This window comes from Rhodococcus sp. ARC_M5 (genome assembly GCF_022810405.1).
Classification (GTDB): Bacteria; Actinomycetota; Actinomycetes; order Mycobacteriales; family Mycobacteriaceae; genus Rhodococcoides; species Rhodococcoides navarretei.
The window spans coordinates 251,807-271,709 of the sequence record NZ_JALGQE010000003.1; the positions used below are offsets into that span (position 1 = coordinate 251,807).

A 19,903-nucleotide genomic window follows, 5' to 3' on the forward strand; every position below is an offset into this window, starting at 1 on the left:
ACCGTCGACTACCGGATCAGCTCCCAGCCGTCGACGGACTCGGGGGTGCGGGGTTCGGGGCCGGTGTAGAGGGCGGCCGGGCGAACCAGCTTGCCGAGCCGCTTCTGCTCCAGGATGTGGGCACACCAGCCCGCTGTGCGACCGCAGGTGAACATGGCGGGCATCATGTGCGCCGGTACCTCGGCGAAGTCCAGAATCACCGCAGCCCAGAACTCGACGTTGGTCTCGATGGCGCGGTCGGGGCGGCGCTCACGCAGTTCGGTCAGCGCGGCCTGTTCGAGCGCGGCAGCAACCTCGTAGCGTGGTGCGTTCAGCCGCTTCGCAGTTGCCCGCAGCACGCGGGCGCGGGGGTCCTCGGCGCGGTAGACGCGATGTCCGAAGCCCATGAGCTTCTCTTTGCGGTCCAGGATCCCGGTGATGAGAGCGCGTGCGTCACCGGTCCTCTCGACCTCTTCGATCATCGGCAGGACGCGGGCGGGCGCGCCGCCGTGCAGGGGCCCGGACATCGCACCGATGGCACCCGAGAGGCAGGCGGCGACGTCGGCTCCGGTGGAGGCGATGACCCGCGCGGTGAACGTCGACGCGTTCATCCCGTGCTCGGCAGCCGAGACCCAGTACGCGTCGATGGCGGCGACGTGAGCGGGATCCGGTTCACCCTTCCAGCGGACCATAAATCGCTCGGTGACCGTCGCGGCCTGATCGATGCGGGTCTGCGGTACGGCGGGCTGATAGATACCGCGAGCGGACTGGGCGACGTAGGACAGGGCCATCACCGACGCGCGAGCGAGGTTGTCGCGAGCGGTGGAGTCGTCGATGTCGAGTATCGGCTGGTAGCCCCAGATGGGTGCCAGCATCGCCAGACCCGCCTGTACGTCGACACGGACGTCACCGGTGTGAATCGGCAGCGGGAAGGGTTCCGCCGGGGGGAGTCCTCGGCCGAATTCTCCGTCGACGAGCAGTGCCCAGACATCGCCGAAGGTGACGTTCTGTGCGACGAGTTCTTCGATGTCGACACCGCGGTACCGCAGTGCGCCACCGTCCTTGTCGGGCTCGGCGATGTCGGAGGTGAACGCGACGACACCTTCGAGACCGGAGACGAAATCCTCGGGAACTCGTTGAACAGCCATGGCCTGTGGACTCCCTCGTCGCAACTGCACCCGGCTCTGCGCCGCATCCGGGCGTACTTCGTCAGAACCATAGCCGGGATCTACGCGGGAGTAGCGTCTGGGCTTGTGTCTGCAGAAGAACAGCGCCTGGCGAACATGCGGGTGGACTACGGAGAGCCCGAGGACCTCGATGTCGATGCTCTGGCGGGCGGGTGGTGTTCGCTGGCGCAGCAGTGGTTGTCCGACGCGATAGCCGCGAATCTGCCCGAGCCCAACGCCATCGTGTTGGGGACGGTCGACGAGGCGGGTAGACCCGCCACCCGCACCGTCTTGTGCAAGGACTTCGATGCAGACGGGGTGGTGTTCTACACCAACTACGACTCGGACAAGGGCCGTGCGCTCACTGCGACGCCGTACGCCTCGATCACGTTCCCTTGGATCGGAATTGCTCGCCAGCTCACGGTGCGCGGCCCGGTGGTCAAGGTCGACGCCGAGACCACCGCAACGTACTGGCGCACGCGGCCCCGCGGCTCGCAGCTGGGGGCATGGGCGTCCGAGCAGTCGCGTCCCATCGGCTCGCGCGAAGACCTGGCTGCGCGTCTGGCCGAGGTCACCGCGACGTTCGACGGTATCGAGGTACCGGTGCCGCCCAACTGGGGCGGCTTTCGCGTCGAACCGGAGACGGTCGAGTTCTGGCAGGGCCGAACGAGCCGTATGCACAATCGAATTCGCCTGACGGTGGCAAGCGGTGTGATCGAGCGTCTGCAACCGTGAGCGGGTTGCGCGGCATCCTCGCCGACACGACTCCGCTGAAGACTCCGGCGTACCAGCGGTTGTGGTTGGCGAACATCGTCACCGTCATCGGGGCGCAGCTGTCCATCGTCGCTGTGCCGCAACAGGTTTTCCAGATCACGCTGAGCTCGGCCTACGTGGGTCTGACCGGTGTCTTCGCGCTGGTGCCGCTCATCGTGTTCGGTCTGTGGGGCGGGGCGCTGGCCGACGTGATGGACCGTCGCACCCTGCTGATGATCACCACGTGCGGCCTGATCGGAACGTCGGCTCTGTTCTGGTTACAGGCGTTCCTGGACCTGAACAATGTGTGGATCATCTTGGTGCTGTTGGCCGTTCAGCAGGCGTTCTTCGCAGTGAATCAGCCGACGCGCAGCGCGATTCTCCCGCGTATCCTGCCGGCCGAGCAGCTGCCGGCCGCGAACTCGCTGAACATGACGGTGTTCAACTTCGGTGCTATCGCCGGACCGCTCAGCGCCGGCATCCTCATCTACTACATCGGGCTCGAGACCCTCTATCTGATCGACACCATCGCACTCTTCGCCACCCTGTGGGCAGTGATCCGGTTGCCGGGGATTCCGCCGGCGAAGTCGGGTCAGCGCGCTGGATTGCGTTCGGTGTTCGACGGTTTCGCCTACCTCGCCACCCAGAAGGTGTTGCTGGCCTCGTTCGTCGTCGACATCATCGCGATGGTGTTCGGTATGCCCCGGGCGCTCTTCCCGCAGATCGCGCACGAGAGCTTCGGCGATCCGGCGTCGGGCGGTCCGGTTCTGGGCATGCTGTTCGCAGCGATGTCCGCTGGCGCTGTGGTGGGTGGGGTGTTTTCCGACTGGCTGCCGCGAGTGCGCAGGCAAGGCCTCGCGGTGCTGATCTGCATCGTCGTGTGGGGCGTGGCGATGATCGGCTTCGGTCTGGCCGTCGGCGCGGCCACCGACGGGGCCACCACCGTCGCCCTCTGGTTCGCATTGGCGTTCCTGGCCCTCGGCGGTGGAGCCGACATGATCTCCGCGGCGTTCCGTAGCACGATGCTGCAGACCGTTGCGACCGACGAGATGCGTGGCCGACTGCAAGGTGTCTTCATCGTCGTCGTCGCGGGAGGGCCTCGAATCGGCGATGTCCTGCACGGTGCCGCAGCCGCGTCGGTGGGGACGGCAGCTGCCGCTGCGGGCGGCGGAGTGCTGGTCGTCATCGGGGTCTCGATCGCTGCCCTGGCACTTCCGGCGTTCATTCGCTACCGAGTGGGTGCGGTGGTAAAGAATGGCTCTCATGGCTGACGCGCAGACCTATTCGTTGACGAGCGGCAAGTATCGGGCAGACATCGCTGCCGTCGGAGCGGGCCTTCGGGTGCTCGAGTACGACGGCTCGCCGCTCACCGAGACCTGGGAGGCGGGCTCGAAGCCGCCGCTGTCGGCGGGACTGGTGTTGGCCCCGTGGCCGAATCGAACGGCCGACGGCACGTTCGCCTTCGAAGGCGTCGAGCATCGGTTGGAGATTTCCGAGCCCTCGCGGAACAACGCCAGCCACGGATTCGTCCGACGGGTGGCGTGGACTCTCGTAGAGCACACGGACAGTCGCGTCGAGCAGAGCGTGGACATCGGGGTGCATCCGGGTTGGCCGTTCTCGGTGACGGTCACCGTGGTGCACGAGTTGTCGGCGGACGGTCTCACCGTCACCGCGTCGGCGAAAAATGCCGGTGATTCCGCGGCACCGTTCGGGATGGGGTTTCACACCTTCGTCCGGGTGGGGGATGTGCCGCTCGACGAGTGCACGGTCGAGCTCTCGGCCGGGACGCGGCTACCGCTCGATCCGGTGCGCAATCTCCCGGTGGGCAACTCGGTCCCGACGGCCGATACCGAGTACGACTTCCGGCAGCCGCGAAGCCTGGAGGGCGTGCAGCTCGACACTCCGTTCAGTGCGTCGCTACCCGAAGCCGACGGTCGTGCGAACCATGTGCTGCGTGGTCCCGACGGCACTGCGACCGTGCTGTGGACCGACAGCAGCTTCGGTTGGGTCCAGGTGTTCACCGCCGATCCCGCCAACGATCAGGCCTATCCCGATCGGGGACGAGCGCTGGCGATCGAGCCGATGACCTGCCCACCCGATGCGTTGAATTCCGAGATCGATCTGATCGTGCTCGAACCAGGGCAAACCTGGTCCGGCACCTGGGGAATGAGGTACGAGAAGTGACGATTCTGGTGTGCGGTGAAGCATTGGTCGATCTGGTCCCGGTGCACGAGGGTCCGCTGCTCTCGCCCAAACTCGGCGGCGGACCGTTCAACGTCGCCGTTGCGATCGGTCGACTCGGTTCGCCCGTCGCATACCTCTCGCGAATCTCCCGCGACCCGTTCGGCGAGCAGATTCTGGCGAGTCTGCGCGACGCAGGCGTCGACGTGTCGTGGGTGCAGCGCGGCGACGAGCCTACGACGTTGGCGATGACCACCCTCGCCGAGGACGGCAGCGCCGAGTACTCGTTCTACGCCGACGGCACTGCCGACCGTCTGGTGGCCGATCCCGGCGACCTGCCGGACGAGATCAGCGTTCTCTCGTTCGGCACACTGTCTCTGCTCTACGAGCCCGGCGCGTCGATGTACGCGGGCCTGCTGCACCGCGCTCGGGCTGCGGGCAAGCTCACGATGCTCGACCCGAACATTCGGCCTGCTGCCATCGACAGCACCAGTGGCGACATCACCGCCGACGGTTTTCGCGATCGCTTCCGTTCGTGGTTGCCCAGCATCGACATCCTCAAGGTCTCCGAGGACGACTCGCATTGGCTGGGTCTCGGAACGCAGGGCACCACGGTCGACGACTGGCTCGCGGCAGGGGTCACCGCGGTGGTGATGACCCGCGGCGGCGACGGCATCTCGGTCTTCACCGCCCCCGAGCAGAACTCGACCTCGGGAATCGTGGCAGCCGAGGAAACATCTGTTCCGGGTGTGGCCGTCGACGTCGTCGACACGATCGGCGCTGGTGACACCGTGCACGGGGCTCTGCTGAGCTTTTTGCAGAAGGAGAGCATTATCACATCGAACGCGGTGAAACAGATGAGCAAGCAAGATTGGCAATCAGCGCTCGAGTTCGCTGCGAAGGCAGCGGCAATCACGGTTTCGCGCCCCGGTGCCGACCCTCCCTGGGCGTCCGAGGCGTCGAGAGACTAGTTTCACTATCGACGTTAGAACTGTCCGCTTCAAGTACGTGTCCGTTACACGAGTTCGAGAGGGACCATTCGTGCCCGCTGAGAATGATGCCAAAGCCACCCTCACCTATCCCGGTGGCGAATACTCCATGTCGATTGCCGAGGCCTCCGAGGGCAACAACGGCATCGAACTGGGGAAGTTGCTGGCCACCACCGGCTACACGACGTTGGACGGCGGGTTCGTCAACACCGCGTCGACCAAGTCGGCCATCACCTACATCGACGGCGACGCAGGCATCCTGCGCTACCGCGGATACCCGATCGAACAGCTCGCGGGCAAGTCGTCGTTCATCGAGGTCAGCTACCTGCTGATCTACGGAGAGCTGCCGTCGGAGGTCGAGCTCGAGAAGTTCACCGACAAGATCCGTCGGCACACTCTGCTGCACGAGGACCTCAAGCGGTTCTTCGACGGCTTCCCGCGTAACGCGCATCCGATGCCGGTGCTGTCGAGCGCCGTCAACGCGCTGTCGGCGTACTACCAGGATTCGCTCGACCCCAACGATCCGGAGCAGGTCGAACTCTCGACCATCCGCTTGCTGGCCAAGCTGCCGACCATCGCGGCGTACGCCTACAAGAAGTCCGTCGGGCAGCCGTTCCTGTACCCGGACAACTCGAAGAGTCTGGTCGAGAACTTCCTGCGCCTCACCTTCGGCTTCCCGGCCGAGCCGTACGAGGTCGACCCCGAGATCGTCAAGGCACTCGACATGCTGCTCATCCTGCATGCCGATCACGAGCAGAACTGCTCGACGTCGACGGTCCGGCTCGTCGGATCCTCGCAGGCCAACCTGTTCACCTCGATCTCCGGCGGCATCAACGCACTGTGGGGCCCGCTGCACGGCGGAGCCAACCAGGCCGTGCTCGAGATGCTCGACAAGATCAAGGCCGAGGGCGGCGACGCCACCGACTTCCTGCGTCGAGTGAAGAACAAGGAAGACGGCGTCAAGCTCATGGGCTTCGGACACCGGGTGTACAAGAACTTCGATCCGCGCGCGACGCTGGTCAAGGAAACTGCACATACGATCCTCGGCAAGCTGGGCAACGGCGACGAGCTGCTCGAGATCGCCCTCAAGCTCGAAGAGACCGCGTTGACCGACGACTACTTCGTCGAGCGCAAGCTGTACCCCAACGTGGACTTCTACACCGGCCTGATCTACCGCGCGATGGGCTTCCCGCCGCGCATGTTCACGGTGTTGTTCGCGATGGGCCGTCTCCCGGGCTGGATCGCGCACTGGCGCGAGCAGAACGAGGACACGACCGGCAAGATCGGCCGTCCGCGCCAGATCTACACCGGCTACACCGAGCGCGACTACCAGGACGTCAGCTCCCGCTAGCTTCGCTGCACAACAACGCCGCCGGCTCCCATTGGGGTTCGGCGGCGTTGTTGTTGTGTGAGGCTGCGCCGAGTTCGAGGTTGTGGACGTAATTTGGCCGGGATCTATCCCTAACTTCGAGTGCGCGCGTCGAGTTCGCACTTACGCAGGCGATATGGCCACTTTCGGCTGCACAACCGCGATCTCGCTGCGTGACGGCCGAGTGCGCGCGTCGAGTTCGAGGTTATGGACGTATTTCGGCCGGAATCCATCCATAACTTCGAGTTCGCGGGCCCGTCAGGCGTCGAAGTGCTTGCGGTTCTTCAACACCGGCAGCGTCTTCCGCACGGCGTCGACCAGTTCGGTGTGGATGTCGATGGTCAGCATTCCGGGCGTCGCGTCCAGTTGACCGAGGATCTCTCCGGTGGGGGAGCAGACGATGCTGTGTCCCACGCCCAACGGTGCATTCCCTTCGGCGGCAGCGGGTTCGGCTTGGTCGCAGGCCGCGATGAAGGTCGTCGAGTCCAGGGCACGTGCCCGCGCGAGCAGGGTCCACTGCTCCACTTTGCCGTCGCCCGATCCCCACGATGCCGGAACGACGACGAGTTCCGCACCGAGGTCGCCGAGCTTCTGAAACAGGGCCGGGAATCGAATGTCGTAGCAGGTTGCGAAGCCCACTCGAACTCCGGCGATGTCGACGACGAGGGGCTCCGAACCCGGTGCGACGGTATCGGATTCGGCGAATCCGAAGGCGTCGAACAGGTGAATCTTGTCGTAGCTCGCATCGATTCCGGGGCCGGTCACGAGCAGGGTGTTGGTCACCCTGTCCGCTGCAGCGGGCGTGAACATTCCGGCGACGACGGTGATGCCGGTGGCGGACGCGATGTCACGTACAGCGTTGGCCCATTCGCCGTCGAGGGGTTGTGCGAACTTGCGTATCGGCCCGCCGAAGCACCGCATCGTCGCCTCCGGGAACACCACGAGGTCCGAGCCGGCGTGCGCGGCTGCCCGGGCATGAGTGTCGATGAGTTCGAGGTTCTCGGCGGGGTGTTCGCCACTGGTGATCTGGGCGAGACTGACGCGGATCGTGTCGCTCATGCACTACATCGTATGCCCCGGGCCGCCGGCGTCTCCGACCAGCGAATTCGTGTCTTTTTCGGGTGCCAGCGCCCGTCGCGACCCGTCTACGACGTAGAGTCGAACTGCTCGACGTTCAGACAACAGCCATTCAGAGCACCACAGCCGGCGTCGGCGGGCCGGCGCAACCGCAGGAGACTTCAGTGACGAAGCCAGTGATCGAATTTCAGGCCGGACCCGCACCATTGGACCTGGTGACGGTCGACCTCGTCGAGGGTGACGGCGCAGAGGCAGTGGCAGGTGGCACCGTCGAGGTGCACTACGTCGGAGTCGAGTTCGACTCCGGTGAAGAGTTCGACTCGTCCTGGAACCGTGGCGAATCCATCCAGTTCCCGCTGCGTGGACTCATCCAGGGCTGGCAGGACGGCATTCCCGGAATGAAGATCGGCGGACGCCGTCAGCTCACCATTCCGCCGGAGCTCGCCTACGGCCCCGCAGGCGCAGGACACCGACTGTCCGGCAAGACGCTCGTGTTCGTCATCGACCTGCTCGACGTCAAATAACTGCAGGTCCGGTAACAGCGCGGGTTGCCGCGGCGGCGGCCGTTCCCCCTCGGCGACCTGCGTAAGACTGCAGTAGTCAGCGGTCCTGCAATTCCAGCACCAATCGCGCGCCGCCGAGCGGGCTGTCCCTCACATAGGCTCGGCCACCGTGCAATTCGGCCTGTTGCGCTACCAGCGCCAGGCCGAGCCCCGAGCCGCCCGTCGCGGCCCCGGTGCCACGCTCGAATCGCCCGAACACCGTGTCGCGTTCGCCTGGGGGAATACCCGATCCGTTGTCGTCGATCGACACGCGCACGGTCGTACCCACCCGTTCGGCGGTGATGACGATCGAGGTGGCGTTGCCGTGCCGTACGGCGTTGCCGATCACGTTGTCGACGGCAAGTCTCAGACCGGTCGGCAGCGCGCGCATCGTGATCTCGCAATCGGCGGCGGACTCCACTCGTATGTCGAGTTCGGGGTGCTGTCGTTGCGCATCCTGGGCGGCGACGTCGCAGATGTCGATGATGTCGGTCTCGACTCTGTCCGCCTCGCTGGACAATTCGCCCGATGCCAGTCGCTCCAGCGCAGTCAGAGTGGTCTCCACCCGCCCCTGTGTTCGTTCGAGGTCACCCAGAATCTCCCGCTGCTGCGCGGGTTCGAGATCGAGTGTTCTGAGCACCTCGATGTCGGTGCGCATCGCGGTCAGAGGGGTTCGCAGCTCGTGCGCAGAGACGGCCGCGAAGTCGCGCGCGGTGTCGAGAGCGGCATTGGTGCGGTCCTGTGCCTCGTTGAGTCTGGTGAGCATGCCCCCGATGGCGACAGCGAGTTCGTCGGCTTCGGTGACGCCAGTCCGGGTTTCCGGAGCGGTCGGCGGTTGCGCACTGACCTGCCTGGTCAACGTTACGAGCGGTCTGACGGCTCGGCCACCGAAGAGCCATCCCAAACCGGTGGATACGGCGACTGCGGCCAGCCCCAGCAGGAGTACCTGCTTCTGTTGCTCGTCGGTCACCTGTTGCGCCTCGATGGCCGGCACGCCGATGGAAATGTTGATCGACGAGACCACGGTCGAGACCGCGGTATAGACCCGGAAGCGTCGACCGTCCACGTCTACGGTCTGCGATCCGGTCTCCAGCGCGGGCAGCCGTGTCGGGGTGGACGCGACGACGATGTCGCCACTGCGAATGGTGACGGCGAACGCGCCCGAGAGCTGGTCTATGAAGGCCTCCAACGTCGACGAGTTCGGGACCAGAACCTGCGACGCCGTCGTCAGGCGCTCGTCGAGTTGATTGACGTTGTTGCGCGAGATGGCGACCGACGTGACCACCGCGAGGGCGGCGACCACGAGGGTGGCGCCGAGGGCAGTGGCCGCGGCCACTCTGGCGCGCAGGGAGAAGCTCATGCGGCATCCCGGACGACGAAGCCGACGCCGCGGACCGTGTGCAGGATGCGCGGCGATCCGTCGGCCTCGAGCTTGCGTCTGAGGTATCCGACGAACACGTCGACCACGTTCGTGTCGGCGACGAAGTCGTAACCCCAGACCAGTTCGAGCAGTCGCTCGCGCGTCAGGACGACGCCCTTGTTACGAGCCAGGATGGCCAACAACTCGAATTCTCGCTTGGTCAGGTCGATATCGGCACCGCCCCGGTGGACGCGATAGCCGGGGATGTCGACCACCAGTGTTCCGATGGCCACGGCGGAGTTGGGTGTGCCCGAATCCGTCACCGGTGCAACCGGACTGGTGCCGCGTCGTCGCAACATGGCGCGAATTCGAGCTACGAGCTCGGCCAACACGAACGGTTTGGTGAGATAGTCGTCGGCACCGGATTCGAGTCCGGCGATGCGATCGTCCACCGAACTGCGGGCACTGAGCACACAGATCGGAATGTCGTTGCCCATGGCGCGCAACGCGGTGACCACGCTGGCACCGTCGAGTACCGGCATGTTGATGTCGAGCACGATGGCGTCGGGCATGGATCTGGACACGACGCCGAGAGCCTCTGCGCCGTCGGATGCGGTGATGACGGTGAACCCGGACAAGCGCAGTCCGCGTTGCAACGACGACAGCACGTCGGCGTCGTCATCGACGACCAGGACGGTGGCGGGGGCACTCGGCGATTCGGTCACCGGTCCAATGCTAGGCAACCCAACTGTCGACGGTGCTGCGGCGTTCCTCGGGTGTCTTGGCGAAGAAGTCCTCGAGGGCACTGCGACGCCCGGTGTCGGCATCGAGTGACCAGGCGAGCGCGGGGGCCTTGGCGTAGAGCTGCTCGTAGTACTTCTCGAAGGTGCAGGTGCTGTCGATCAGGGAGAGGGCACCGGGGAAGGGGCGTGCGTTCGTCATGATGTTCTCCTTGTCTGTTCGGTATATCCCAAGGTAGAGGCCGTAGTTGCGGCCTTGGTGAGTCGTTGTTGGCGGTTCTCTGAGAATCGAACGATCGAGCCGGGGATTGCTCGCGGCGGGGGTGGGTAAGACTGATCTCATGTCGATCGTCTGGTTTCGCCGTGATCTCCGTCTGGGTGATCTGCCCACCCTCACCGCCGCTGCCGAGTCCGGAGATCCGGTGCTTGGGCTCTTCGTACTCGACGACCGTCTGCTGAAGCCGTCCGGCGGACCGCGTAAGGACTTTCTGTATCGGTCCCTCGAGGCACTGAACGAGCAGCTCGACGGCAGGTTGATGGTGGTGCACGGTGACCCCGAGACGGTGGTCCCGAAAGTGGCGAAGGCCGTCGGGACCGAGGACGTGCACATCAGTGCCGATTACGGCCCCTACGGGCGCGAGCGCGACGCCCGGGTCGGGGAGAAGGTGACGTTGGTCGAGACCGGCTCCCCGTACGCGGTCGCGCCGGGTCGGATCGTCAAGAACGACGGGGAGCCGTACAAGGTGTTCACGCCGTACTCACGCCAGTGGATGGACCACGGCTGGCGTGGGCCTGCCGATACATCCGCGAAGACTGCCGACTGGATCGACCCGGACGAGGTGAAAGGTGTTCGGCGCGTCAAGATTCCCTCCGAGAAGGAGGCGTCCGACGCGGCTGCCGGTGAAGCCGCCGCATCGAAGCAGTGGAAGGAATTTCTCGACGAGGTTTCTGCGTACGACGACGAGCGCAATCGTCCCGACCTCGATTCGACGAGTCGGATGTCGGTGCATCTGAAGTACGGAACCATTCATCCGCGGACGATGCTCGCGGACCTGGGCAAGCTCCGCAACGAGGGCGCAGCGTCGTATCGTCGCCAGATCTGCTGGCGAGACTTCTACGGCGACATCCTGTTTCAGCGTCCCGACAGCGCGCGTGAGAACTACGTCAAGAAGTTCGATGCTATCGAACTGGACTCGGGCAAGCACGCCGACGAGTTGTTCGAGGCCTGGTGCAAGGGCGAGACCGGCTTCCCGATCGTCGATGCCGGTATGCGGCAGTTGAACTCGGAGAAGTGGATGCACAACCGAGTTCGCATGATCGTGGCGTCGTTTCTCGTCAAGGATCTGCACCTGCCCTGGTGGCGGGGTGCGCGCTACTTCATGCAGCATCTCGTCGACGGCGATCTGGCCAGCAACCAGCACGGCTGGCAGTGGACCGCCGGAACCGGTACCGACGCGTCGCCGTATTTCCGGGTGTTCAATCCGATCACCCAGGGCGAGAAGTTCGACCCCACCGGCGAGTACGTGCGCCGCTGGGTGCCCGAGCTACGCGGTGAAGAAGGGAAAGCCGTGCACACGTTGAAGTTCGGCCGGCCCAAGGAATACCCGGAGCCGATCGTCGATCACAAGCACGAGCGAGAAGTGGCGATCGCGCGGTTCAAGGCCCTCTAGCGACCGTTATCGCTTGCGGGACAACCCGACTCCCACCAGGCAGATGACCCCGCCGACCACGGCGAGGACGTGGGGAACCTCGCCCAGCAGCAGCCAGGCCAGAACGATCGTGATCGGTGGGACCGCATACGTGGTGATGCCGAGCTTGCCTGCGTTCATTCGCGTCAACGCGTAGGCCCAGGTGCTGAACGCCAATGCCGTCGGGACCAGGCCGAGGTAGATCAGTCCGCCGGTAGCACCGGTCGAGGCGGTCGACAGGTCGTCGAGCAGAGCCGGAGCGAAAGGCAGCGTGCACACCGCGCCGATGGTGCAGGCCATCCACGTGACCTGGAGTCCTGGAATGGTGCGCAGTACAGGCTTCTGGCTGAGCACTCCGATGGCGTAGGTCACCGCGGACACCAGACACAGTGCGATGCCGAGGACGTCGGCGTCTGTTTTGGTGGTCGAGGTGGTGGTGACGGCGGTGACGACGCCGACCATTACCGCACCGGCGAACGCGATGCCTGCACCGATCACCAACCACCTCGGAAAGCCCTCGCCCAGAAGCAGACCCGCGAACAGGGCAACCAGAATCGGTCCGATCTGAATGATCATCGACGTCGTGCCGGCGTCGACGCGCTGTTCGGCAGCATTGAGGGCGACGTTGTAGATGCCGAACCAGAACACCCCGATGCTGATGATCTGCAGCCACTGAGTGCGGTTCGGCTTCACCCACTGTCTTCTGACCAAGACGATCGCGCCGAGCGCGAACGATCCGATGAGTAACCGGCCCAAAGCGAGTGGACCGGCACCGAAGGATTCGCCGACGCCGCGAATCGCCACGAAGGCCGAGGCCCACGAGATCACCGTGATGGTGACCGCACCGAGGGCGAGCCAATCGACGGCGGGACGGGTGTCGAGGTCTGTCATGCCGACGACGCTATCGCGCGGGAGTGCCCGCTGGCGCGCGGGTTTCGGCCATGGTTGCTCGTATTACCGCCGCTATCTGCCGAGCAGCTTCTCCAGCGCGTCGAGGACGGCCGGATCCTCGATGGTCGACGGCACGCCGTACTCCTCGCCGGCGACGATCTGGCGCATCGTCTTGCGCAGGATCTTGCCCGAGCGGGTCTTGGGCAGCGCTCCGACGATCGTCACGTCGCGGAACGTGGCGAGCGCGCCGATCTGATCGCGGACCATGGCCACCAGTTCGCTACGCAGCTGCTCCTCGGTGATGGTCTCACCGGCCTTGAGCACCACGTACCCGCTGGGACGCTGGCCCTTGAGGTCGTCGTGGATACCGATGACGGCGCATTCGGCGACGGCGGGGTGGCCGGCCAGCACTGCCTCCATCGACCCGGTCGACAGGCGGTGTCCGGCGACGTTGATGACGTCGTCGCTACGGCCCAGCACGTAGACGTAGCCGTCGGCGTCGATGTATCCGGAATCGCCGGTGAGGTAGTAGCCGGGGAACGTATCGAGATACGAACGCTGGAAACGTGATTCGTCGTTCCACAGACCCACCAGCGCGCCCGGCGGCAACGGCAGCTGCACGACGATGTTGCCCTCGGTGCCGGCCTCCACCGGATTACCCGACGCATCCAGAATTCCGACCTGGAACCCCGGCACCGGAACAGTGGGTGAGCCCGGTTTGATCGGAAGTGGTTCCAGCCCGCGGAGATTGGCGCAGATCGCCCACCCGGTTTCCGTCTGCCACCAGTGATCGACGACCGGGCGATCCAGCGTGCGCGAAATCCATTCGTACGTATCGGGATCGAGGCGCTCACCGGCGACGAACAGGGTCTCGAGCGACGAGGTGTCGTACTTCTCCAGCTCGGCGGCGTGCGGGTCCACCTTGCGGATGGCACGCAATGCCGTCGGCGCAGTGAACAACGCGCGGACGCCGTGATCCTGGATCACCCGCCAGAATGCGCCTGCATCGGGAGTCCCGACGGGCTTGCCCTCGTACAGAACCGTTGTGGCACCGGCAAACAGAGGTGCGTAGACGATGTACGAGTGCCCGACCACCCAGCCGACGTCGGACGCCGTCCACATCACCTGCCCGGGCCCCACATCGTAGATGTTGCGCATCGACCACGTGAGAGCCACGGCATGACCGCCGTTGTCGCGCACCACACCCTTGGGCTTGCCGGTCGTGCCCGAGGTGTAGAGGATGTACAGCGGATCGGTGGCCGACACCGAAACCGGTGGGGCGGCGGTGGCGTCGGCGATGAGGGTGTCCCAGTCGAACCAGTCGTGATCGCTGGGAATTCCCTCTCGTGATTTCACGATCACCGCAGGCGTTTTCGCGGTGGTGAGAGTCAGCGCGCGTGCCACCAGAGGCAAATACTCGATGACGCGACCCGGCTCGAATCCACCGCTGGCGGTGATCAACAGTGCGGGTTCGGCGTCGTCGATACGTGCGGCGAGTTCCTTGGCTGCGAAGCCGCCGAATACCACCGAATGGACTGCGCCGAGCCTTGCGCACGCGAGCATGGCGACGACGGCCTCGGGAATCATCGGTAGGTAGATCACCACGCGGTCGCCCGGCCCCACGCCCTGCCCGCGCAGTACCCCGGCGAAGCGAGCGACCTGGTCGAGCAGTTCGGCGTAGGTGTAGCTGCGGGTGAGACCGACCATCGCCGAGTCGTAGATCAACGCGGTCCGGTCGCCGTGCCCGGCGTCGACGTGCCGGTCCAGGGCATTGACGCAGGTGTTCAGACGGGCCCCGGGAAACCAGTGCGCGCCGTCGAACGCAGTGGTGGGCGGGGTGTCCCAGTCGACTCCGGCCGCGGCGTCGAGCCAGAATTGCTCACGGTTGTCGATACTGTCCTCGAAGGCCTGCCGATACTCGCCACTCATGTTGTGGAGCGTAGTTCGGGGCTGCGTGGTGCGGGCCGGGTTGCGCACTACCGGCGACGACCGGCGGGATCCCGTCGACCGGCGGTCGTTGCGTGCAACCGTGCCCGGTGCACGTCAAGATTGCGTCAACGCCTCTGCCTGAGGATTTCGCGGCCGCCGTAGAACGCTGCGCTGGCCGCGAACATCCCCGCTACCAACAGCAGCCATCGCATTGCGTACGGCTCCTGTGTCTGACCCGTTGCGGCCTCGTACGTCTCACTTCCGTGGGCGAAGATCCCCGGTGCGAAGAGCAGCAGGCTCAAACCCGCCCCGAGCGCGGGGATGCGGACCGCGTTGACGAACCTGCCCAGACGAGCGACCAGCGTCCGGTCCAGCACGGCGTACAGCGGAAACAGGACGGCGTCGTGCACTACCGCCGCCCCGACGAACCACAGACCGATGGACTGCCACCACACCTCGGTGTTCCACAGAGCAGGGAAGCCGATCGTCAGAACCACGGCACCGGCCAGGGCGAGGCAGCAGACCGTCACCGCGAGATGCAACGGGCCGGCACCGTACCGCGCCCGAAATGTACTCATGCGTTCTCCTCGAAGAATTCGACGGATTCGATCCACTTGGTGGCATGCACACCGGGTATCGCCGGCATCATGATGCGAGCGGGATAGCCGTGATCGAGAGACAGGTCGGCCCCGTTCACCCGAAGGGCGAGTAGCGAATCCGGGTGCATCATCTGGTGTCCTCCGAACGTGACGCGATTGAACGACCCGACGGGTTCGAGCGATCGCACCTCACCGGTCTCGACGGCGTCGATACCCACGAGTGCCGCGAGATCGCGCAGCGGCACACCGGTCCACGTCTGAACCGTCGACCAGCCTTCGACGCAGGAGATCGGCAGTTCGACGGTATGCAGATCCATCTGTTCGAGTTGGGCTCTGGTGAGTACTACCTCGGTGGCACCGGCCCGTACCGTGAGTCTCCACGAGTCGCCCGTCCGCGCCTCGTCGATGTCTGCCGCCAGGGCTGTGCGGTTGATCTGAAAATCGTTGGGCCCGTTGCCGTAGGACCGCCCGCGGGGGAGCAGGATCGCCGCATCGCGAAGAAAGCCGCCCGTCGTCTGTCCGGCGCTGAGGACCGCCACGAACAGTGCGCTGCCGCCGACGAGAGTGAGCGCTCCGCGTCGGCTGATCGTCGCTGGTGTGGGATCGGTTGTGGCCAAACCTGATTCGTCGTCGGCGTCAGGAACCGTGTCGGCCACGCGAATGCGCATCAGTTCCATGAACGGTCTGGTTCTCAGTGCCGTGACCATGGTCGGAAACTTCAGCACCACGTGGGCGATGAAGCCGGCGATGAACACCCATGCACCCCAGTAGTGCGCGGTGTAGAAACTGAACCCGAAGAGGTAGTCGTACTGAATGTTCAGCACGCCGGTGATGATCTCGAAGAGGATGCCGCCGACCAAGGCCAGCAACGATATCCGTTCGAGTAGGTGGGCGATGCTTCGAACCGGTGGCATCTCGATCAGTTTCGGGATCACCGACCACAGCTTGGCCAGCACGATCGGCACCATGATCAGTCCGAGGCCCACGTGTAGGCCCTGGGTGAGTCGGTAGAACCAGACGGGTTCGGTCGGCCAGTCGAACGACGGTATGCGTAGCCACCCGGCGTCGCCCGGCATGGCCTGACCGAACTGGGGACCGTAGGCGGCCCACGAGATGAACCCGGTGATCGTCACGATCGGTAGGACGACCAGCAGAACCGATGCGAGGACCGACGTGAACCAGACGCCGCGGATGGGGCTGCGAAACGTGGGAATTCGTTGCATTCTGGTTCCCGTCTCCAATTTTGTACCCGCTAGTACAAACTGTGAGGTCGAGGTTAGCGCACTTCGTGACCGACCGCCAGAGTTGATCCTGGTGTCGGTCCTCAGGTCGCACGGCTACGCAGCGCGGCAACTGCTGCCTGCAGCGTGTCGCGCAGTGGTTGTACGTCCCCCGCGATGCGCGCGATCAGCATGCCGCCCTGTAGAGATGCGATCAGGGCGGCGGCAGCCGCGGCGGGATCGGTCGCGACGTCGAGTTCGCCGCGGTCGAGCATGCGACGAAGCCCCTGCTCTAGCGGTTGCTCCCAGCGCCGGAACGCTGCGTGCAGAGCGGGAACGAACGCCGCGTCGTTCTTCAGTTCTGCGGCGAGCGAGCCGAGCGGGCACGAGAACGGGCCGCCTGGCTGCTCGTGGTTTCGTACGACCTCGGCGGCCCACGCGTCGATGTCCTCGATGCTGTCTATGTGGGCCAGCCGCGGCTGAGCGGCGAGAACGCGCTCGAGCTGGCGAGCGATGACAGCCTCGACCAGGTCCGACTTGTCGGAAAAGTAGTGATAGAGCTGCGACTTGCCGGTCTCGGACGCGGCGAGCACGTCGTCGAGAGTTGTTCCAGCGACACCGTGGTCGTACATCATCGATGCTGCGGCGTCGACGATCGCCGCTCTGGTTCGTCTGCCCTTGGCCGTTCTCGGTAGCTCCTTGCTCACGGGTCTCCGGCTCCTCGGTCGATGCTGCGAACGGCGAGTTCCACGAACACTCGGCCGTTCAGTTCGATGGTTCGACGGGCCTGAAGGCCCGCGGTCACCGCCGATGCGTACAGCGCACTCGCGCCGACGCTGGCCCAAGTGAACCATTCGCCCACCGAATCGCCGGTCTCCCATCGAACCATTCGGTTCCGATCGTCGACATCGGACGCGGACTCGACTTCGACGACTGCGGTCCCGTTCTCGTGCAACAGTGCTCGAACCGTCGCCAGCAGCGCGGCGGGATCGCCGCCGATGCCGATGTTGCCGTCTGCGAGCAGTACGTGGGACCACTGGCCCGCCCCGGGGAGTGCCGAGAATATGTCTTGTTCCACAGCGAATCCACCGCGGTGATTCGTCATCTCCACAGCGACCGAGGACGTGTCGACCCCCAGGGCGGGCACTCCGGCACGGGTGAGCGCTTCGGTCAGACGTCCAGGCCCACAACCGAGGTCGAGGGTGGGGCCGGTGCAGAAGGCAATCGACGCCTCGTCCGCCCGGATGTCTTCGGCGGTGGAATGGCTTCCGCCCATCCAGCGCGCGATCGGAAGTGGAGTGCGGCGGCCGTCGCGGTCGGCCATCCACGCGGGCAGGCCTGCTCGACCGCGGCGATAGACGTCGTCTGCAATCACCCGGTCGAATGTACCAGCTAGTACAGGGTGCGGCTCGGCATCAATTTTCGATGCACTGCCGTCAAGATTGCGTCAACACCCCTGTTCGACGCCACCGCCCGGCGCAAGACTTCTTCTCATGACACTCCTCGACATGCTTCCGTCCCTCGGTGCCGCCTACGTTTCGCGGTGCGATCCTGCGCTCTGGCCGGCCGATACGCATTGCGTCTGCGGCCGCATCACGGTCGACGGCGTTGCGCTGGAGGATCTGGCCGATGCGCAGGGCACTCCGGTGCAGTGGGGCCGCATTCTGGTGACTCGGGTGCGGTCGGTGATCGCCGGCGAGGTGGGCGTCGACGCCGAGTTCGGGGATCTGCTGCAGGCCGTGGTGGTCAACCGACATTCGGTGGGTCCGGTGGTCAAGGTCGATGTTCACGGCCCGGGTCGCCGTTGTGTGAGTCCGGTCGAGCTCCCGGCCGACCTGCGTGCGGGGGATGTAGTAGCGCTCGTGACCTCGCAGGTGCACGGCGGAGCCTGCGGTCGTTCCGCAGGCACCTCGCTCACATGCGGCGAAGCCGCTCATCCCAGCGAGCGGTAGCGGCCGAGTCTGTTACGAGTCCGGGTAGCGGTGTCGACGGTCGACAAGCCGCGCAGTTCCCCGACGATGGCATCGGCGACTCGTGCGGAGAACGCAGCCGGTTCGTCGGCCGCGTCGGGAAGTTCGGGAACGATGGCGTCGACGATGCCATCGCGCAGTAGATCGACCGAGCGGATGCCCTGCGCCTCGGCCATGTCCGGGGCGTGCGCGGTGTCGCGGTGCACGATGGCACTGGCACCTTCGGGCGGAAGTGGTGCGAGCCAGGCATTCTGGGCGCACAGCACGCGATCGGCAGGCAGTAGCGCGAGCGCTCCGCCGCCGGTGCCCTGGCCGAGCAGCACCGACACCGTGGGAGTGTCGACGGTGACCAGATCCGAGATCGATCGCGCGATCTCCGGTGCCAGGCCGCCTTCCTCTGCCTCCTTGGACAGTGCTGCGCCGAATGTGTCGATGACGAGTACCAGAGGTAGCCGAAGTTCCTCGGCCAGACGCATTCCCCGTCGAGCCTCGCGTAATGCCGCCGGACCCATGGTGGCGGTGGCGGTGCTGCTACTTCGGTCGTTGCCGAACAGCACGCAAGAGACACCACGGATACGGCACAGGGACAACAGAATCGAGGTGTCGGCCTCGCCCTGACCGGTGCCGCTGAGTGGAACGTGCTCGCTCGCAGCGTGTTCGATGAGTTGCCGAATGCCGGGGCGATCCGCGCGACGCGACGACTGCACCGAATGCCAGGCCGACTGCTCCGGTATCTCGGCCGGCTCATCGTCGGTGAGATCGGGCCACACCGTGGCGTCGACGATCACTCGGAGCGCACGGATCAACAGGTGGCGCAGTTGATCGACCGGCACCACCCCGTCGATCACGCCGTGCTGGTAGAGATTTTCGGCGGTCTGGACGCCGTCGGGAAATGGCTTGTCGTACAACGCCTGATAGACGCGTGGTCCGAGGAACCCGATGAGTGCACCGGGTTCGGCAACGGTGACGTGAGCCAACGACCCCCAGGACGCGAACACTCCACCGGTCGTCGGATTGCGGAGATACACCAGGTACGGCAGGTGCGCCGCCTTGTGCGCGGTGACGGCGGAGGCGATCTTGACCATCTGCACGAAGGCCAACGTGCCCTCCTGCATGCGCGTGCCGCCGGAGGTGGGGGAGGCGATCAGCGGCAGTCCCTCGGCCGTGGCACGTTCGATCGCGGAGGTGATGCGCTCGGCCGCCGCGACACCGATCGATCCGGCGAGAAAGGCGAACTCGCACGCGATGATCACCACGCGTCGACCGTCGATGGTGCCCTCGCCGGTGACCACCGACTCGTCGACGCCGCTCTTCTCACGAGCCTTGGCCAGGTCCCTCAGATAGGACTCCCCAGGATGGACGTTCACAGGCGTGGAGTCCCACGACACGAACGATCCGCCGTCGAGAACGGAGTCGAGAATCTCGGCGGCGGATGTCCGTGGGCTCATGG

The 19,903-nt window shown here is 65.3% G+C and carries 20 protein-coding genes; 8 read left to right on the plus strand and 12 right to left on the minus strand.

Annotated elements, in window-relative coordinates; genetic code table 11:
* Positions 1-8: 8 nt before the first annotated feature.
* Positions 9-1,127, minus strand: coding sequence for a citrate synthase 2 (locus MTX34_RS06720; RefSeq protein WP_243608844.1), 1,119 nt, complete (start codon positions 1,125-1,127; stop codon positions 9-11).
* Positions 1,128-1,262: 135 nt separating this feature from the next.
* On the opposite strand from MTX34_RS06720, the gene pdxH reads away from it, so the two are divergent.
* The 5 genes from pdxH (at position 1,263) to MTX34_RS06745 (ending at position 6,419) form a co-directional block, all read left to right on the plus strand.
* The gene (pdxH, locus tag MTX34_RS06725) at positions 1,263-1,880 is read left to right on the plus strand and encodes a pyridoxamine 5'-phosphate oxidase (protein WP_243608949.1); all 618 of its coding nucleotides are present in this window, start codon (positions 1,263-1,265) and stop codon (positions 1,878-1,880) included.
* Between the two features lie 5 nt (positions 1,881-1,885).
* Positions 1,886-3,169, plus strand: coding sequence for an MFS transporter (locus MTX34_RS06730; RefSeq protein ID WP_243608950.1), 1,284 nt, complete (start codon positions 1,886-1,888; stop codon positions 3,167-3,169).
* On the plus strand, positions 3,153-4,082 hold the full coding sequence (locus tag MTX34_RS06735) for an aldose 1-epimerase family protein (protein ID WP_243608845.1): 930 nt from the start codon (positions 3,153-3,155) through the stop codon (positions 4,080-4,082). The genes MTX34_RS06730 and MTX34_RS06735 overlap by 17 nt, the downstream gene beginning before the upstream one ends.
* Complete coding sequence (locus MTX34_RS06740; RefSeq protein ID WP_243608846.1) at positions 4,079-5,050, plus strand: carbohydrate kinase; 972 nt, start codon at positions 4,079-4,081, stop codon at positions 5,048-5,050. Before MTX34_RS06735 ends, MTX34_RS06740 begins: the two co-directional genes overlap by 4 nt.
* Positions 5,051-5,120: 70 nt before the next feature.
* The gene (locus MTX34_RS06745; protein WP_243593777.1) at positions 5,121-6,419 is read left to right on the plus strand and encodes a citrate synthase; all 1,299 of its coding nucleotides are present in this window, start codon (positions 5,121-5,123) and stop codon (positions 6,417-6,419) included.
* 276 nt (positions 6,420-6,695) lie between these two features.
* Here the strand turns inward: MTX34_RS06745 and MTX34_RS06750 are convergent, their stop codons facing one another.
* Complete coding sequence (locus tag MTX34_RS06750) at positions 6,696-7,496, minus strand: carbon-nitrogen hydrolase family protein (protein ID WP_243608847.1); 801 nt, start codon at positions 7,494-7,496, stop codon at positions 6,696-6,698.
* A 182-nt stretch (positions 7,497-7,678) separates the two neighbouring features.
* On the opposite strand from MTX34_RS06750, the gene MTX34_RS06755 reads away from it, so the two are divergent.
* On the plus strand, positions 7,679-8,038 hold the full coding sequence (locus tag MTX34_RS06755; RefSeq protein ID WP_243593775.1) for an FKBP-type peptidyl-prolyl cis-trans isomerase: 360 nt from the start codon (positions 7,679-7,681) through the stop codon (positions 8,036-8,038).
* 76 nt (positions 8,039-8,114) lie between these two features.
* Here the strand turns inward: MTX34_RS06755 and MTX34_RS06760 are convergent, their stop codons facing one another.
* The 3 genes from MTX34_RS06760 to MTX34_RS06770 are packed head-to-tail and all read right to left on the minus strand — an operon-like array spanning position 8,115 to position 10,358.
* Positions 8,115-9,416, minus strand: coding sequence for a sensor histidine kinase KdpD (locus MTX34_RS06760; protein ID WP_243608848.1), 1,302 nt, complete (start codon positions 9,414-9,416; stop codon positions 8,115-8,117).
* Positions 9,413-10,141, minus strand: coding sequence for a response regulator transcription factor (locus MTX34_RS06765; RefSeq protein WP_243608849.1), 729 nt, complete (start codon positions 10,139-10,141; stop codon positions 9,413-9,415). Before MTX34_RS06765 ends, MTX34_RS06760 begins: the two co-directional genes overlap by 4 nt.
* A 10-nt stretch (positions 10,142-10,151) precedes the next feature.
* Positions 10,152-10,358: a hypothetical protein gene (locus tag MTX34_RS06770; protein ID WP_243593772.1), complete on the minus strand. Its 207-nt coding sequence runs from the start codon at positions 10,356-10,358 to the stop codon at positions 10,152-10,154.
* 139 nt (positions 10,359-10,497) lie between these two features.
* On the opposite strand from MTX34_RS06770, the gene MTX34_RS06775 reads away from it, so the two are divergent.
* Positions 10,498-11,826, plus strand: a complete 1,329-nt coding sequence (locus MTX34_RS06775; RefSeq protein WP_243608850.1) for a deoxyribodipyrimidine photo-lyase — start codon at positions 10,498-10,500, stop codon at positions 11,824-11,826.
* Between the two features lie 6 nt (positions 11,827-11,832).
* On the opposite strand, the gene MTX34_RS06780 is transcribed toward MTX34_RS06775, so the two are convergent.
* The 6 genes from MTX34_RS06780 to MTX34_RS06805 form a co-directional block, all read right to left on the minus strand.
* Positions 11,833-12,735 carry a DMT family transporter gene (locus tag MTX34_RS06780; protein WP_243608851.1) on the minus strand — a complete coding sequence of 301 codons (903 nt, stop codon included), beginning with the start codon at positions 12,733-12,735 and terminating at the stop codon, positions 11,833-11,835.
* Between the two features lie 72 nt (positions 12,736-12,807).
* Positions 12,808-14,664 carry a propionyl-CoA synthetase gene (locus tag MTX34_RS06785; protein ID WP_243608852.1) on the minus strand — a complete coding sequence of 619 codons (1,857 nt, stop codon included), beginning with the start codon at positions 14,662-14,664 and terminating at the stop codon, positions 12,808-12,810.
* A 125-nt stretch (positions 14,665-14,789) separates the two neighbouring features.
* The gene (locus MTX34_RS06790) at positions 14,790-15,242 is read right to left on the minus strand and encodes a hypothetical protein (protein ID WP_243608853.1); all 453 of its coding nucleotides are present in this window, start codon (positions 15,240-15,242) and stop codon (positions 14,790-14,792) included.
* A complete protein-coding gene (locus MTX34_RS06795; protein ID WP_243608854.1) occupies positions 15,239-16,486 on the minus strand; it encodes a molybdopterin-dependent oxidoreductase in 1,248 nt (415 codons plus the stop codon). The genes MTX34_RS06790 and MTX34_RS06795 overlap by 4 nt, the downstream gene beginning before the upstream one ends.
* 101 nt (positions 16,487-16,587) lie before the next feature.
* Positions 16,588-17,190, minus strand: a complete 603-nt coding sequence (locus MTX34_RS06800; protein WP_308198488.1) for a TetR/AcrR family transcriptional regulator — start codon at positions 17,188-17,190, stop codon at positions 16,588-16,590.
* On the minus strand, positions 17,187-17,858 hold the full coding sequence (locus MTX34_RS06805; protein WP_243608855.1) for a methyltransferase domain-containing protein: 672 nt from the start codon (positions 17,856-17,858) through the stop codon (positions 17,187-17,189). The genes MTX34_RS06800 and MTX34_RS06805 overlap by 4 nt, the downstream gene beginning before the upstream one ends.
* Positions 17,859-17,976: 118 nt before the next feature.
* Between MTX34_RS06805 and MTX34_RS06810 the strand changes: the two genes are divergently transcribed.
* Positions 17,977-18,435: a hypothetical protein gene (locus MTX34_RS06810; RefSeq protein WP_243608856.1), complete on the plus strand. Its 459-nt coding sequence runs from the start codon at positions 17,977-17,979 to the stop codon at positions 18,433-18,435.
* Here MTX34_RS06810 and MTX34_RS06815 read toward each other — a convergent pair.
* Positions 18,417-19,901: an acetyl-CoA carboxylase carboxyltransferase subunit alpha/beta gene (locus MTX34_RS06815; protein WP_243608857.1), complete on the minus strand. Its 1,485-nt coding sequence runs from the start codon at positions 19,899-19,901 to the stop codon at positions 18,417-18,419. The two genes, MTX34_RS06810 and MTX34_RS06815, sit on opposite strands and share 19 nt — an antisense overlap.
* Positions 19,902-19,903: the final 2 nt, after the last annotated feature.